At 44.4% G+C, this 17,753-nt stretch carries 3 protein-coding genes; 2 read left to right on the forward strand and 1 reads right to left on the reverse strand.

The window, feature by feature from the left end:
• The first annotated feature begins 68 nt into the window (after nt 1-68).
• Complete coding sequence (locus ACYRY3_RS40170; protein WP_460207418.1) at nt 69-15,425, forward strand: CARDB domain-containing protein; 15,357 nt, start codon at nt 69-71, stop codon at nt 15,423-15,425.
• A 112-nt stretch (nt 15,426-15,537) separates the two neighbouring features.
• Entirely contained in the window at nt 15,538-16,683 is a 1,146-nt protein-coding gene (locus ACYRY3_RS40175; protein ID WP_460207419.1) for an outer membrane protein assembly factor BamB family protein, read from the forward strand.
• A gap of 291 nt (nt 16,684-16,974) precedes the next feature.
• On the opposite strand, the gene ACYRY3_RS40180 is transcribed toward ACYRY3_RS40175, so the two are convergent.
• Entirely contained in the window at nt 16,975-17,748 is a 774-nt protein-coding gene (locus ACYRY3_RS40180; RefSeq protein WP_460207420.1) for an ABC transporter permease, read from the reverse strand.
• Nucleotides 17,749-17,753 lie beyond the last annotated feature (5 nt).

A 17,753-nucleotide genomic window follows, 5' to 3' on the forward strand; every position in this document is an offset into this window, starting at 1 on the left:
TTTTGACGATTTGTTCTCCTTTCTTATCTGTTTTTCAAGTTCATTAGTAAAAATTTGGGTGATGATTTATGAGTACATCTGGCAACTCTCTGATCGATGGTCTTGGTGGGCTAGCAGGTTTTGGCGAAAATATTTTGGATAGGAATGACGATAGTTCTACTGGGTTTATTGACATTACGTCAGTTTTTGATGTTGGCTTAAACTTTTTTGGTACAGTTTATAACGGCTTTTATATTAACAACAATGGCAATATTACTTTTAATGCTCCTAGCAACACCTACACACCTTTTGCTATCACGGGCAATACAGGCATACCAATTATTGCTCCCTTTTTTACAGATATTGATACTAGAGCCGATGCTGTAACTTCTTCTGTTGGAGGGAATTCTACTGGCTCTAACCTTGTTTATTGGGATCTTGACCCAGCTAATAACACTGTAACAATTACTTGGGATGATGTTGGACAGTTTAGCTACGGAACAACACCCAACGCTTTCCAGTTGCGTCTTAGAGACACGGGTGGAGGTAACTTTACCATTGAGTTTCGCTATGAGGATATTCAATGGTATGGCGGAAATGCACGGGCTGGATTCTCGGCTGCTAATGGTACTAACTTCTTTGAGTTGAGCGACTCTGGCACAGACAAAATGCTCGACCTGGAATCAGCTAGTAATACCAATCAAGCAGGCATATTTTTATTTTCTGTTGTTAATGGAAATCCCAATCAGCCACCAACCGATATATCTTTATCTTATTCAACTGTACATGAAAACAGTCCTAACGGCACTTTCATTGGAACCTTAACCACTACTGACCCAGATGCAGAGCAGTTATATACGTACACTTTGTTAGATGATGCTGGTGGTCGCTTTGCTATTGATGGAAAGCAGCTGATTGTCGCAAATCAAGCCAAGCTAAATTACGAAACCAGTTCCAGCCACAACATCATCGTTCGTACCACAGATATTGGCGGTCTTACTCACGATGAATCAATAACAATCACTATCAATAATGTTCCTGAAGCAGATCTAAGTATTACTGCTACAGCTCCTCTTACAGCTTATCTCGGAGAGACAATCCAGGTAAGCTGGACGGTGACAAATCAGGGGGATGGAGCAGTTGTGCCTACTAGCCTTGACCTAGGGGATGGAGTAGTTCAGCTGGATAATTGGGTTGACTCTGTTTACCTGTCTGACGATACTGAGCTCGACCTTGATGGCAGTGATAGAGATACGCTGTTAACTACGCGCACAATCAAGCTGCAAACCCCGCTAGCTGCCAACGGTGGGACTTATGACCAGCAGCTAGTAGATATCATCATTCCCGAAACGGCAATAACGGGTAGTAAGTATTTGTTGTTTGTGACGGATCGCGATAACAACCAATATGAAGATAACAAGACGAACAATGTGCAAGCGCGAGCGATCGCAATTACTGCTCCTGATTTGCAAGTTGAGTCACTCGATATTGTTTCCAGTAACGTACTTGGCAGTCCAATCACTCTCAACTGGACAGTTCGCAATACCGGAGATGGGACGGCAACTAGGAACTGGCGCGATCGCTTCTATCTCTCTACAGATGGAACTATTAGCGATGATGATATAGTCATTTGGACTGAAGACATCATAAATACAACACCCTTTGCTAAAAATACTACTTACAGCAAAAGTGCTACAACAACTTTACCTTTAAATCCCGACCTGTCTGAAGGTACTTACTATATTTTGCTGGAAACTGATGCAAATAAGGAACAACTAGAAACCAGTGACAGCAACAATAAAGTGAGTGCAAGTCGGGATTTGACATTGCCTCTTCTGCCAGATTTAGTTGTTAGCAATATAACATCTCCTCCCACAGAGTTTTCAGGACAACGCATTCAGGTCAGTTGGACGCTGCATAATCAAGGTAACGGCGTTGCAAGTGGCACTTGGTCTGAACAAATTTATTTATCTAATGACGCTGTAATTGGAAATGAAGATGACGAGTTAATAAATACTTTTGAGTTCACAGGTACGATGGTGGCAGGTCAACTTGTTACCCGGATACAAGAAATTACTTTGCCTGTGGATTGGAGTGGCGAGCGATGGATTGTAGTCAAAACAGACACCGATCAAAAAGTTTACGAACACAATAAAGAAAGCAACAATACTGGAATTTCCGCTCAGCCAATCAACATTCACCTCTCCCCCTTCCCAAACCTTCGGGTATCAAGTGTCACTGCTCCACTTACTGCCTTCTCCAGTCAGAAGACTGTTATTGAATGGACTGTCACGAATACGGGAACTGGCTCTACTAGTGCGCCGATTTGGTATGACGCAATTTGGTTGTCTTTAGATGACAAGTTTGACTCAAGTGACATTTACTTAGGTAAGGTTGAAAATACTAACTACCTAAATGTTAATGAAAGCTATACCAATAGTTTGACAGTCACTTTACCTGAAACGGTTAACGGCAACTACCACTTCCTAGTTAAAACCGACTACAATGCACAAGTTCAAGAACTTCAAAACGAGGGCGACAATTTTGGCGTCAGTAACTCCAGTTCTATTAAACTGACTCCACAGCCTGACTTACAACCGACTGTCGTCAATTCACCTTCCCAAGCATTTTCAGGTCAGAGGATGACCCTAAATTGGACTGTTACCAATAACGGTCCCGGTAGCACTTCCAAATACAGCTGGTACGACACAGTTTATATGTCAGTTGATGATGAGCTTGACATAGGCGATCGCTACCTTGGTATGCGTTACCACTACGGCGACCTTGGTGTTAATGAAAGCTACAGAGCAAGTTTAGATGTAACCTTACCAACAGGGGTGAGCGGAAATTTCTACTTCTTGGTCAAAACTGACGCGAGCGATTCAATTCACGAATTAGCATTAGAAGCTAATAACGTTGCTTACCAACCTACACCTACTACAGTTAACCTCACACCACCTCCAGATTTGGAAGTGGAGTTAGTAGAAGCTCCTGTAGCGGCTGTAGCTAGTCATCCCCTAACAATTAATTACCGTGTGGTCAATAACGGGGCGACCGCTACTCCCAACTATACCTGGATTGATGCTATTTACCTGTCAGCAGATACTCAATTTGAACCTAGCACAGATATCTTTTTGGACAACGTTACACACTATGGCAACCTAGAAGCAGGTGGATTTTATCACGGCTCTGTTACCTCAACTCTTCCTGATGGGCTAAGTGGTACTTTCCACGTCTTTGTTGTTACTGACAAGCCCAATGACGTCTTTGAGCTGAATAATGGCAACAATGTTGGTTCCAGCGTTGGATTAGTTACAGTTTCATCACATCCGGCAGATTTGGTAGTCTCGGCAATTGATGTTCAGCCAAGCGTTGAGGCAGGTAAAGCTACCCGCATTTCTTGGGCTGTCACTAACATTGGAACAGGTGATACTGCTGTCAGGGCTTGGACTGACAAAATATTTGCGTCTACTGATACAACACTGGGTAACAGTGATGATGTTCTTTTACACTATTCCAACCACTATGGAGTGCTCAACCCTGGGGAGTTCTATTCACTTGACGAACTGGTTACCATTCCCTTCAACTTGTCAGGTCAATACAATTTATTTGTTGTGACTGATACCAACGATCAAGTCTATGAAGCAACTGCTATTAGCAATAACTATAAATCTCAATTAATTACCGTCAACCGAGACACTCCTGATTTGCAGGTGACTGGAGTTAGTGTAATTAACGCAACACCTTCTGTATCATCAACCGACAAACTTACTGTTAATTGGACAGTGAAAAACTTCGGTAATGGTCGCACTAATGCCTACTCCTGGTACGACAGCGTTTACCTTTCTACCGACATCCAACTAAACTCTCAACAAGACATTTATTTGGGACAAGTTTTCCATTCTGGTGCCCTAGACCAATTCGGCTCTTATGACGGTTCTGGTACCTTCGACCTGCCGATAGACCTCAAGGGTAATTACTACGTTATTGTCCACACAGATAAAAGTGCCAATGGTAACTATAACGACCAGGTTTTGGAAGGTTCTTTGGAGGACAACAACGACAAAGCAACCAGCAACACCACTGTCATTACCCAGGGTGAAGTTCCTAACTTGGTGGTAGAAAGTGTTGATGCACCCATTAATGCTATTAGCGGTCAGCAATTTAATTTGACTTGGACTGTCCGCAACGAAGGTGCTGCTACTGGCTACAAGCGTTGGTATGATGCCATCTACCTTTCTCGCGACCAAATTTTCGATCGCAGCAGCGATATTTATCTCGATTACCAAGACCATGTAGGCGGCTTAGCAGCTGGAGAGTCGTACACCAAAAACCAGTTGTTCAAAGTGCCGCAAGGGTTATCCGGTTCATTCTACGTCTTTGTAGCCACCGATGGGGGCAATCAGATATACGAGCGCAGTGGAGAAGGAAACAACGTAAAATATGATACTAACTATATGCGGGTCAATTTACCAGCACCTGCTGACCTAACAGTTGGTACTATCACCATCCCCACTAATGCTGTTCCAGGGCTTGATGCCACCATCAGCTACACAATTAACAACATCGGACCAAATGCGGCTCAAGGTATTTGGTATGACTCAATCTACATCTCTGCTGATGATAAATGGGATATAAATGATACCTTCTTTGGACGTATCCAAGCACCAGTTAGCTACGCAGCTGTAGGAGAAAGCTATGAATCAGCCATAACTGCTCCCTTACCTGGTGTTGTCCCTGGCGACTATCACGTTATTGTCAAGAGCGATATCCGCAACGCTATCGTAGAAAACAACGAAAATAACAACATTGGAGGTTCTTTAACAAAAGTAGCAATTGATGCCGAGCGTCTGCAACTGGGAGCTTTTGCAAGTGGTACTTTGGGGCAAGGGCAGTCGGTCTACTACAGAATTGATGTTGCCCCAGGTGAGACACTACAATTCAACTTTGACAGTGTCTCTACCACAGCTGCTAATGAGGTTTATGTCCGTTATGGAGCAATGCCAACTCGGAGTGAGTTTGACCTGAGTTTCAGCAATGCCTTTTCCTCCGATCAGCAAATTGTCGTGCCTGCAACCCAGGGTGGAACTTACTATGTTCTTGCTTACGGTAGTAGTGTGGTTGGAGATCCGGCTGAGTATTCCTTGCAAGCAAATGCGCTGGATTTGTCGATTCTACGCCTGGGGACAACTCGGGGAAGCAATCTTGGTCAGACAACGATGATGATATCGGGGGCTAAGTTTTCCACCGATGCTGAGGTGAACCTAATTGCGCCTGATGGCAGTCAGCGCACTGCTAGTCGTGTGTGGTGGAAAGACAGCACGGAGTTATGGGCAACATTTGACCTGCGGGGTTTAAATCCGGAACAGTACGATGTGCAGGTCAAGGATGACGGCAAGACAGCGATTTTGGCGGATTCCTTCACGGTGAACACAGGTGCTCCAGGCAAGGTTGAAACGCAGATTGTGGCACCCAAAGCTTTGCGTCTCGGACAGAATGGTATCATCACGGTGGAATATGTTAACACTGGAGAAACTGATGTCCTAGCTCCGTTGATCTCGCTTACTGCCGAGAATGCTGAGTTATTACCGCCTGGTTCAGGGGCATCTACAAGTTCGATTGAATTTCTAGCAATTAATACTGATGGCCCAGCTGGCATCTTATCTCCAGGAGCAAGTGGTAGTATCTCGTTCGTCTTTGCTCCAACCGTTACGACTGGCTCAGTTAATTTTGATTTACAAGTACAGTCAGAATCAGATCGGCTATTTGATTGGGCAACGGTTAAGGAGGAAGCGCGACCGGATTTTGTTCCTGAAAGATTCTGGGATGCTTTTTGGAACAATTTTACTGCTTCTGTTGGCAGTACCGTAAGTGATTACCTGGGAGTTTTGGCAGATAATGCAACCCATCTCAGTCAGATGGGTGAGTATACTCATAGTGCTGCCAGACTACTGAAATTTGAACTTCAACAAGCCGGTAATGCATTCACTAATCCTGCAATTGCTGCCGTCGATATAGTCGATGCCACACCAGGGCTTTCACTTCAGTTTGGGCGGATCTTTCTGCAATCTTTGGCAGGGCGCTATAGTCTGGGTTCTCTAGGCTACGGTTGGACAACTCCGTGGGAAGTATTTCTGAGTACAGACTCCACTGGAAACGTTGCCAGTATTAATGGTGGGGGTAAGCAAAGGTTCTTTTTCCACCAAGGGAATGGTATGTACGCCGGGTATGGAGATGATAAAGCCACACTGATCTGGAAGCAGGAAGGATATCGCCTGCAAGAAATAGATGGGACAGTATCGGCTTTCCGAGTCAATGGCAAGCTGGATTATACCCAAGACGCCAACGGGAATCGCATCACTGCCGGTTACACTGGGGAACAATTAACTAGTTTGCTGCATTCCAATGGTGACAGTCTGACGTTGAGCTACAACCCTCAGGGTCGCATTAGTCAAATTACAGATTCAACAGGTCAGATCGCCACCTATGCTTATGATACAGCGGGCGAGAGGCTGCTTTCGGTCAGGACTCACTCTGGCACTGTAACTTATACCTACGAAACTAGCAGTCATCTTGCCCGCGAAAATGCTCTGCTGTCTATTGCTTATCCAGACAATACACACCGCTACTTCGAGTATGACACTCAAGGAAGGCTGGCTCGTACCTATGGCGATGTTGGTGCTGAAACAGTATCTTATACTTACGATAGTGCTGGTAGCATCACGATTACCAATGCTGATAGCTCAACAACAAAAACCTTGCTTAATGATTTTGGGCAAGTAAGTCAGATCCATGATGCTCTTGGGAACGGTACCCAGTTTTTCTATAATGACAATGGTAATCTGACATCACTGCTTACTCCCAACGGTTTCACCTATGCTTACCGTTATGACGACCAAGGAAATCTAACCAGCCAGATAGATCCTTTAAGTCATGAGGTTAACTTTGATTACGACTCGGCTCTGAATCGATTGCTCAGTATTGAAGACCAGCGGGGTAACACCATTAGCTACAGTTACGATAGCCGGGGCAACCAAACAGGTATTACTTATGCTGACGGCAGTACTAAAGAGTTCAACTATGACGCCACAGGCAATCTCACCCAATCGATCAACCGTCGTGAAATTCCCATCAACTATACCTACAATAACGATGGACTACTTACCCGCAAGGACTTTGCTAACGGCACGTTTGCTGAATACACCTATGACAATCGAGGGAACCTGAAGTCTGCCACTGAAAGCCAGGGCACTACTACAATGGTGTATGATGCTCAAAATCGGCTGAAGCAGATTACTTACCCCTCAGGGCGCTTCTTACAGTTTACCTATGATGCTGCGGGTCGTCGCACACAAACGGTGAATCAGGATGGTTTCACCGTCAACTACACCTATGACAATGTAGGACGACTGGCAGGTTTAACCGATGGCAATAACAACCGGATTATCAGCTACACCTATGACAATGTTGGTCGCCTGAGCCGGGAAGACAATGGCAATGGCACTTATACTACCTATACCTACAACAACACCCAACAGATTAAGGAATTAGTCAATTATGCTCCGGATGGCAGTGTTAACTCTCGCTTGAGTTACACCTATAACGCTCTAGGGCAAAAGACGAGCATGACAACCCTAGATGGTATGTGGACTTACGGTTACGATGCTGTTGGTCAGTTAACTAGTGCGACTTTCGCTTCCACAAATCCTGCTACCCCCAGTCAAAATCTAACTTATGTTTATGATGCAGCCGGGAATCGAATTCGGACGATTGAAAACAATGTCACCACAGACTATACAACGAATAACCTGAACCAGTACACCAATGCCACTGGGGTCAGCTACGTATACGACGCGGACGGAAACTTATTCTCTAGAACAGAGAATGAACAGATCTCAACCTTCACCTACGATGACCAAAATCGCTTGCTCCAACTCGACACTCCTGATGGCAGCTGGCGCTACGAGTATGATGTCTTTGGCAACCGTGTCGCTACGATTCATAATGGTCAGCGGACAGAGTACTTGATAGACCCAACTGGGATGGGAAATGTGGTTGGGGAGTATGACAGCAATGGTAACTTAATTGCCAACTATGTTCATGGTCTGGGCTTGGCTAGCCGCACAGATGTTAATAATCTCTCAACTTACTACGACTTCGATGCACTTGGTTCCACGATGGGGCTGACAGGTTCAGGCGGCAACTACCTTAATACCTATAACTATCTGCCTTTTGGGGAGAACTTAACTTCTATTGAGACAGTGGCAAACCCATTCGAGTACGTTGGGCAGTGGGGTGTGATGGATGAAGAGAACGATCTTCACTTCATGCGGGCAAGATATTATTTGCCTTCTGAAGGACGCTTTCTTAACCCCGATCCGATTGAAGTCGCTGGAGGGCTCAATTTATACGCTTATACTGCCAACAATCCCACAAATTGGATCGATGCCAACGGATTAGCCTATACAGCTATTAGTGTTAGTGGCCCAGAATTGACTGTTGCTGGAGTAGTAGGAACGCAAGGACAAGGTCGATTTATAGGTGAGACGAAATTTGGGGGAGATCTAGCAGTTGGCGTGACTTCATCTGTCGAAGATATTCAACCGGGAGACTACTTCCGTATCCAAGTTAGCGCTGCATTCGGTACTGCTATATTTAACTGGAGTAAGAAATCTAAGAACATCGAGACTGTAGAGGGTGGCCTTGGTGCTGTGTTTAATCTGCAAGGATCCATACCTTTACCGGGTATGGTTGGGTTTAACATAAGCGAGGGAACGTATATACTAACCGGTCCGCCCCTTCCTCCAATTACAGAACCTGTTCAGACGCCATCATCAGACTCCCCTCCCCAAACAGAACCAACGAATGAACCTCCTGCAGCACCAGCATTCGAGTGGCCAGAATTGCCAGATTGGATTCCTCCTATTTTCCGTTGGCCTTTTAACAATCCGTTAAATCAACCAGTACGCTGGTTTGTAGATATTGTTTCCTCCTTTGATCCCAACGATATCCTTGGTCCCCAAGGGTTTGGTGCAGAACATTGGGTAACCGCAAAAGACCCTCTCAACTACACCATCCGCTTTGAAAACGACCCAATTTTTGCGACTGCGCCTGCCCAAGTTGTACGCATCACCCAACAACTTGACAGCGACCTCGACTTTCGTACCTTCCGCGTGGGTGACTTCGGCTTTGCCGACACGTTTATTGATGTACCGGACAACCGAGCTTTTTATCAAACTCGTCTGGATTTAACTGCTACCAAGGGAATCTACGTAGATGTTGTAGCGGGTATTGATGTTGCCACAGGGCAAGCCTTTTGGGAACTGACATCCATAGACCCAACCACTGGAGTACAGCCAACCAATCCCTTGCAAGGTTTCTTGCCACCTAACATCACCAAACCTGAAGGAGATGGCTTTGTCAGTTATTCCGTAAAAGCCAAATCGAGTATTGAGAATGGTGCTGTCATTGACGCTCAAGCCCGCATTATCTTTGATATTAACGAACCCATTGATACACCAGCAATTTTTAACACCATCGACAAGAGTAAACCCACAAGCACTGTCAGCGCATTGCCAAGTGCGACTAACGATACTAGTTTCTCCGTCAGTTGGTCTGGTAGTGACAATACGGGTGGATCGGCTTTGGCTGGTTTTACAATTTACGTCTCGGACAATGGCGGCGCATTTGTTCCTTGGCTGGAAAATACTACTCTTACCGAAGCTACATTTACTGGTATTGCAGGTCACAGCTATGCTTTCTACAGCCGTGCCCAGGACAACGCGGGGAATATTGAAGATGCTCCTAGCAGTCCTCAAGCATCTACGACCGTTGCTAGTGGTAACCCCGGTACGCTAGCATTCAGTGCTGCTGAGTTTAGTTTTAGCGAAGATGGCACCCCAATTCATGCAGTCACCATTATCCGTACCGATGGCACGGCAGGTTCAATTAGTGCCACTGTCACTCTGAGCGATGATACCGCTATCTCTCCAATCGACTACAATAACACTCCCATTGTTGTTACCTTTGCATCGGGAGAAACAAGCAAAACAGTTCTTATCCCGATTGTCAATGATACGTTAATTGAAAGCTCACAGAAGCTCAACTTAGTTTTGAGCAACCCCACAGGCGGTGCGACTATTGGCGGTCAAAACAGCGCTAGCGTGACCATTGTAGATGATGATGTGCATCTAGCTTTTAGTGCTGCAACATTTAGCGCGATCGAAGACGGCACACAAGAGGCTGCTGTCACGGTTATCCGTACTGGCAAAATCTCTGGAGCAGTGGGCGCTACTATTACACTTAGTAATGGTACTGCTACCTCCCCAACTGATTATGACAGTACGTCTATAGTTGTGAACTTTGCTGACGGAGAAACAACTAAGACCATTGTCATCCCAATTGTTAACGATACGGTCTCTGAAAGTGATGAGGCAATTTACCTGACCTTAACCAACCCGACTCTTGGTGGGACAATTGGGTCTCAAAGCACCGCCACCTTCATAATTAAAGACAATGACACTCCCCTTAACCTCATCGGTACCGCCAACAACGATACCTTAGTGGGAGCATATGGTAATGACACCTTAGATGGTAAAGAAGGCTCGGACACCTTAATTGGCGGTGCTGGTAATGACACCCTTATTGGCGGTACGGGATCTGACACATTAGACGGTGGTATTGGCAATGACTTTATGGACGGTGGTGTTGGTAATGACACCTATATTGTTGATAGCGTTACTGATACCATCATTGAGAATCCGGGTGGCGGTGCTGATACAGTTCAAGCTTCTGTTGATTTCTCGATAGATGGGATAAGTATAGACGATCTGATCCTGACTGGTAATGCCATCAGTGGTACTGGTAACAGCCTGAACAACCGCATTACAGGGAATGCTCAAAATAACATCCTGAATGGTGGCAGCGGTTACGGCGGTGATACTTTGGATGGCGGGGCAGGCGATGATACCATGTCTGGTGGCCTTGGTCATGATACCTACATCGTTGATTCGCCTAATGACATCATTGTTGAAAATGCGGCAGAAGGTGAAGATAAGGTCGAAGCTTCTGTGGACTACTCAATAGCTGAGTTAACTAACGTAGAACATTTGATACTCACTGGTAATGCTGTCAAAGGTACTGGCAACTCCCAAAACAACTATCTTGATGGAAATGCACTCAACAACATTTTGTCCGGGGGAGAAGGCAATGATTCCCTCATTGGTAATGAAGGCGATGACACCTTAATTGGCGGCGGCGGCAATGATTCTCTGTATGGTTATACAGGTAATGACACTCTTGATGGCGGTACTGGCGATGACAGAATGTTTGGTGGCACTGGCAATGACACTTACATTGTTGATTCAGTTAGCGACACCATTACTGAGAATCTTTATGAAGGTGATGATACCGTTCAAGTTTCTTTTGACTACTCACTCGCTGGGTTGACCAATGTAGAACATTTGATACTAACTCTTAATGCCATCAACGGGACTGGAAACAACCAGAGCAACCGCATCACAGGGAACGATTTAGACAACGTCTTGAATGGTGGCGCAGGCTATGACACTTTAATTGGCGGTGCGGGTAATGATACCTTAATTGGTGGTACTAGTGATGATACTTATGTTGTTGATTCACTTAACGACACCGTTGTTGAGAATGCGAACGAAGGTTATGACTCGATTGAAGCTTCGATTGACTACTCAATCGCTGGGCTGGTTAATATAGAACGCCTAACACTAACTGGTAATGCCATTAACGGTACTGGCAACTCTCTAAGCAACAGAATTATAGGCAACTCTCAAGACAATACTTTAATTGGTGATGCAGGTAACGACACTCTGGATGGCAGCACGGGTAACGATATCCTCATTGGGGGGACAGGCGATGACATTTACATTGTTGATTCGCTCAATGACACCATTGTTGAGAATGCGAACGAAGGTTATGACAGGATTGACGCTTCTGTTAGCTTCTCAATCGCTGGGCTTTCTAATATAGAGCAACTAATACTAACTCTGAATGCTATCAACGGTACTGGTAACGCCCAAAACAATTACCTTGAGGGAAATGCACTCGATAACGTTTTGGACGGAGGAGAAGGTGACGATAATATCTGGGGCAATCTTGGAAATGATACCTTAATTGGTGGTGCGGGCAACGATACTCTTTCTGCTTATGAAGGTAACGATACCTTAGTTGGAGGTAATGGTAACGATGTGTATTATGTTAACACTACGGCACATACTATCATCGAAGAGTTAAACGCTGGCATAGATAGCGTGTGGTCATTTGTTAACTGGACGCTAGGAGAAAATCTAGAGAATTTAACACTTTACGGTTCCAACTCCATTAACGGCACGGGCAATCAGCTCAGCAACACAATCACGGGTAATGCTGCTAACAATATACTGTCTGGTGGTCTGAGTTACGATTACCTCTACGGAGAGGCTGGGGATGACACTCTTTACGGCGAGGAAGGCAGCGATAGCCTGAATGGCGGTGATGGAAATGATACCTTAGATGGCGGTGCTGGTGGTGATAATCTCTATGGCGATGCTGGTAATGACATCCTTAATGGCGGCAGTGGCAGCGATAACCTCAGGGGTAATGAGGGAAATGATACGCTCAACGGTGGGTCAGGTAATGATAGCCTTGATGGGGGCTTGGGTAACGATGTCCTCGCAGGTGATGATGGGGATGATTACTACTCTGTTGAAAGTACCTCTGACAGCATTTTGGAAGCAGCGAATGCTGGTACAGACACCGTGAGTGCATCAGTCAGTTGGACGCTCGGCGATCATTTAGAAAACTTAACCTTAACGGGTACAAGCATCATCGCTGGTATAGGTAATGCTCTTAACAATACAATTAGGAGCAACAACTACGGAAACAACCTATTTGGCAATGACGGTAACGATACCTTGATTGGTGGTACTGGTAACGATACCCTTGATGGTGGTACGGGTAACGACAGAATGGAAGGTAGCACTGGTGATGATACTTACATTGTTAACAGCACCACTGATACCATCATTGAGAATGTGGGTAGCGGAACTGATACAGTTATTGCTTCTATTGACTACTCAATTGCTGGGCTTACCAATATCGAAAATCTCACATTAGTTGGTAGTGCCATCAGCGGTACAGGGAATTCTTTGAACAACCGCATAACAGGAAACGCCCTTGATAATACCTTGAATGGCGATAGCGGCAATGACACCTTAATTGGTGATGCGGGTAACGACAGCCTGATTGGCGGTACGGGCAATGACACACTGGATGGCGGTACTGGTAATGACACGATGGATGGTGGTAGCGGTGATGACACCTATATTGTTGACAACACCAACGGTACCATTATTGAGAATGCTAGTAGCGGGACTGATACAGTTATTGCTTCTATTGACTACTCAATTGCTGGGCTATTAAATGTAGAAAACCTGACACTAACTGGTAGTGCAACTGGCGCTACTGGCAACTCCTTAAGCAACTACATTACAGGAAATGCCCTCGACAACACCTTAAATGGAGGCGCTGGCAATGATACTTTGATTGGCGGTAATGGTAATGACACCCTTGATGGCGGTACAGGCAATGACAGAATGGAAGGTGGTGCTGGTGATGATATATATATTGTTGATAGCACCACAGATATCGCTGTAGAGAATGCTAGTAGCGGCACTGATACAGTCGAGGCTTCTGTTAGCTTCTCAATCTCTGGGTTTACTTATGTAGAAAACCTAAGACTAACTGGTAGTGCCAGTAGCGGTACTGGTAACTCACTGAACAATGTCATTACTGGTAATGCCCTCAATAATACCTTGAATGGTGGCAGCGGTGATGACATTTTAATTGGTGGTGCTGCTGATGATACTCTCGTCGGGGGTGTAGGTAACGATACTTACGTTATTGATTCACTCAATGACAGCATAACTGAGTATTCCTTAGAAGGCACCGATACTGTTGAGGCTGCCATTGACTTTTCCATCGCTAGTCTTACCTATGTAGAAAACCTAACACTGACTGGTAACGCCACTAACGGTACAGGTAATTCAGTTAACAACCGCATAACTGGTAACGCTCAAAACAATACCTTAAATGGTGGTGCTGGTGATGACACTCTCATTGGTGGTGCTGGTGACGATACTCTTGTCGGAGGTGTAGGTAACGATACTTACAATATTGATTCGCTCAACGACACCATAACTGAAAATGCTTCAGAAGGTACCGATACTGTCGAAGCTACTATTGACTTTTCAATCGCTACCCTGACTAATATCGAAGACCTGACACTAACTGGTAATGCTATCAAAGGCACGGGCAACTTGCTCAACAACCGCATCACAGGGAATGCCCTCGACAATATCTTAGATGGTGGAGCCCTTAACGATACCTTGATTGGTGGTGCTGGTAACGACACTCTCATTGGTGGCACGGGCAATGACGCAATGGATGGTGGCACTGGCGATGACACTTACATCGTTGATACCACAAGCGATATCATCATTGAGAATGCTAGTAGCGGTACTGATACAATTGAGGCTTCTGTCAGCTTCTCAATCTCTGGGTTAAGCAACATCGAAAACCTAACACTGACTGGTAGTGCTACTAGCGGTACTGGGAACTCACTCAACAACGTCATCACTGGAAATGCTCTCAACAATACCTTAAATGGTGGTGCGGGTAATGACACCCTCAGTGGCGGTGCGGGTAACGACACCCTTGATGGTAGCACGGGGAACGATGTTCTCTTTGGTGGCGATGGGGATGACACTTATACTGTTGACAGTACTAGTGACAGTATTCTAGAAGCTGCTAATGCTGGTACGGATACCGTCAATTCCTCTATCAGTTGGACTCTAGGGGATAATTTGGAGAAATTAACTCTAACGGGTTCGAGTATCATTGACGGTATCGGTAATGCTCTTAATAACACGATCGCAGCAAACAGTGTCAGTAACAACCTCTTTGGTCATGACGGCAATGACAATCTGACTGGAGGTGTTGGTAATGACTTGCTTGATGGCGGAACAGGAGAGGATACCTTAATTGGTGGCAGTGGCAATGACACCCTCATTGGCGGTTTTGGCAATGATGTACTCACGGGTAGTACCGGCGCTGATATCTTCGTTCTCAACAATCCGAACTCTGGAGTTGACAGCATTAGCGACTTCTCGGCAGTTGATGATACACTGAGTGTTTCTGCGGCTGGTTTCGGTGGTGGGTTAACTGTGGGTTCTGCCATTACCTCAAGCCAATTTCTCATGGGTAGCAGTGCCGTATCAGCGACTAATTCCAGTCAACGATTTATCTACAACACAACTACAGGTGCTCTGTTCTTTGATGCCGATGGTAACCAGACTGGGTTTGGGGCGGTGCAGGTAACGACGCTATCAAATAAACCAACCATTGGCACTAGTGACATCTTTGTCACGGCTTAGTTAAGGTTTACTGACTGTCACAGTCAAGCAATTTGCGATCGGAGCACTTGGCTGTGGCATATTAAATCAGTTTTGGTTGACCTGATTCCATACAAAACAAATAAGCAAAATTATGTTTAGAGCCAACTCTCAACGTACAGGTGTGTATAACACAAGGGGTGTCCGCGATCTTAGGGGAATAAAGTGGAAGCTCAAAAAAATTGTTTCGGGAAAGCCAGTATTTGGTGATAGGGTACTCTATTTACTTAACAACAATGGATACCTAGATGCAATAGATATCCAAACAGGACAAGAGCTTTGGAGTTTTCAATTAGAAATAGATGCATCATTTCCCTATTTGTTTTCTTACTCATTAAGCTTAATATTTCATGATGGGGTCATTTACATTAGTGGCAGAGCCGGATATTTATGTGCAATTGATGTTCGTACCAGACAGCAGAAGTGGAGAATAAAAACTTCAGATTCAAGTAACACAGTTCCAGTTAAAACCTTAGAAATTGTCATTGCCGAGCCTGTTCTTTGTGTTAGCGATCCTGATGGTTATTTTTATGGGCTGGATAAAGAGAGCGGACAATTGATCTGGACATTTCAAACGATACAAAATGTAGAAATGACTCATCCAGCAACTGCTAATGGGGTTGTTTTTGTTGGTAATAGAAGAGGAGATCTTTATGCAATAGATGCTAGAACTGGACAGCAACAGTGGAAATGTGAATTAAGACCCTTTGGTTCTGATTCTGTTCCCGTGTTTGTCGATGACGTCATTTATATAAGCGCCAATAAGGGAATTGTTTATGCATTAAATGCCAATACAGGGCAGGAAATTTGGCAATTTATTACAGAAAATTCTTCAATTCCAATCACTTCTCTAGCAATTGCTAATGGATTTGTTTATTTAGGAATAACGGGTGGTATTTATGCAATAAATATTGAAAATAGAAGAGAAGTTTGGAAGAAAGTTCAAAACCAAGCTTTTTTGTTCAATGAACTGGCACTAACTCCTGAAGGAATACTTTATTGTGCTTCTTGGGGGGCTGTGTATGCTTTCGATGGTCTTACAGGGCAAGAACTATGGAAGTTTATTGCACCAATCCCAAATGGGTGGTTATTCCAGCCAAACTCTTGGTTGAATCTAATAGGAAATAATATCAAGGAGATCATAACAGGAACTACGTTTGTAATATTTTCTAACCCAATCATTATTGATGGAGTGATTTACGTTATTTGCAATGATGGATACGTTTATGCATTGCACTAATAAGCGTTCGGGCTGTTGTGCGGCATAGCCCTACAACAATCGGGAGTTTTAGAGCGGAAAAGGATTACTTCTTGCTTGTAAAAAGCATCTAATTGTGCAACAAATTTGCCATTAATAATCTTAACTTCCAAGGCATTGGTAACACGAGAAAATCTATAAAACTAGCATTGCGATAGTTCTTCTCCTCAAATGCTTTGATTTGCTCGAATGTGCGATAGCTTCGCTACTGCCTTCGACAGATCGCTTAAAGCTACTAGTTCTTGTTGTGTAAGTTTGAAGGCAATTCTTGCTTTAATATCCGTTCAATATTCCTCGCCGCTTAGACTCGCGTTCAGCAACACGAAAAAGAAGCAACCCTAAAGCAAAATAAACTGCCCCATTGATGAAAGCAATAACAAGTTTAGTAAAATCTAAACTTTCACCTCGTGCCATCAAATCACGTAAAATTTCTGCACCGGGAACCAGCGGCAATAATTTTACCAAAATATTTGCTGGTGGTGCCCAGGTTTCAGTTGGAGTTGAGAGCAAAAACAATGGAGCAAAATTCACGATTACAAATAATTGTTGGACGCGCTTGAGCAATAAAGCTAACGATCCCATTGTAAAAGCCATGCCATAGGCTCCTAGGAGTACAGTCACAAAAGGAAAAAGCACAGTAAGAGAAAAATTGAGACGGCTTCCCGTGAGTGCTAGGATTAAAAATAAGCTACTCAGCATCAAAAATAACTGTAATGTTAGTTCAGCCAATGACCTAACTAAAACAAGTTTGATAGCACCAAATCGAGAGAGGAATAGTTGTTCTAAAGTTCCCGTTTGTGACTCATATTGTAACGTTCCAGTAATACTTGCCATAATAAATGTGACCAAATTCCAAAGCACATAGCCGATGATAACCGAGTCTAGCCTATCTCCTAATTTTAAAGCAGGACCAGCTATATAACGGGCGCTTAAGAAAAGACCATAAAAGATGGTAGTGGTAATAAAAAGTAAGCCAATAGCTTCAAATGGATAGCGGCGAAACATCGTCCAACTGCGACGCAATTCCGCTTGAAATAATTCCAACATAATTT

The sequence above is a fragment of the Scytonema sp. NUACC21 genome (genome assembly GCF_054684315.1).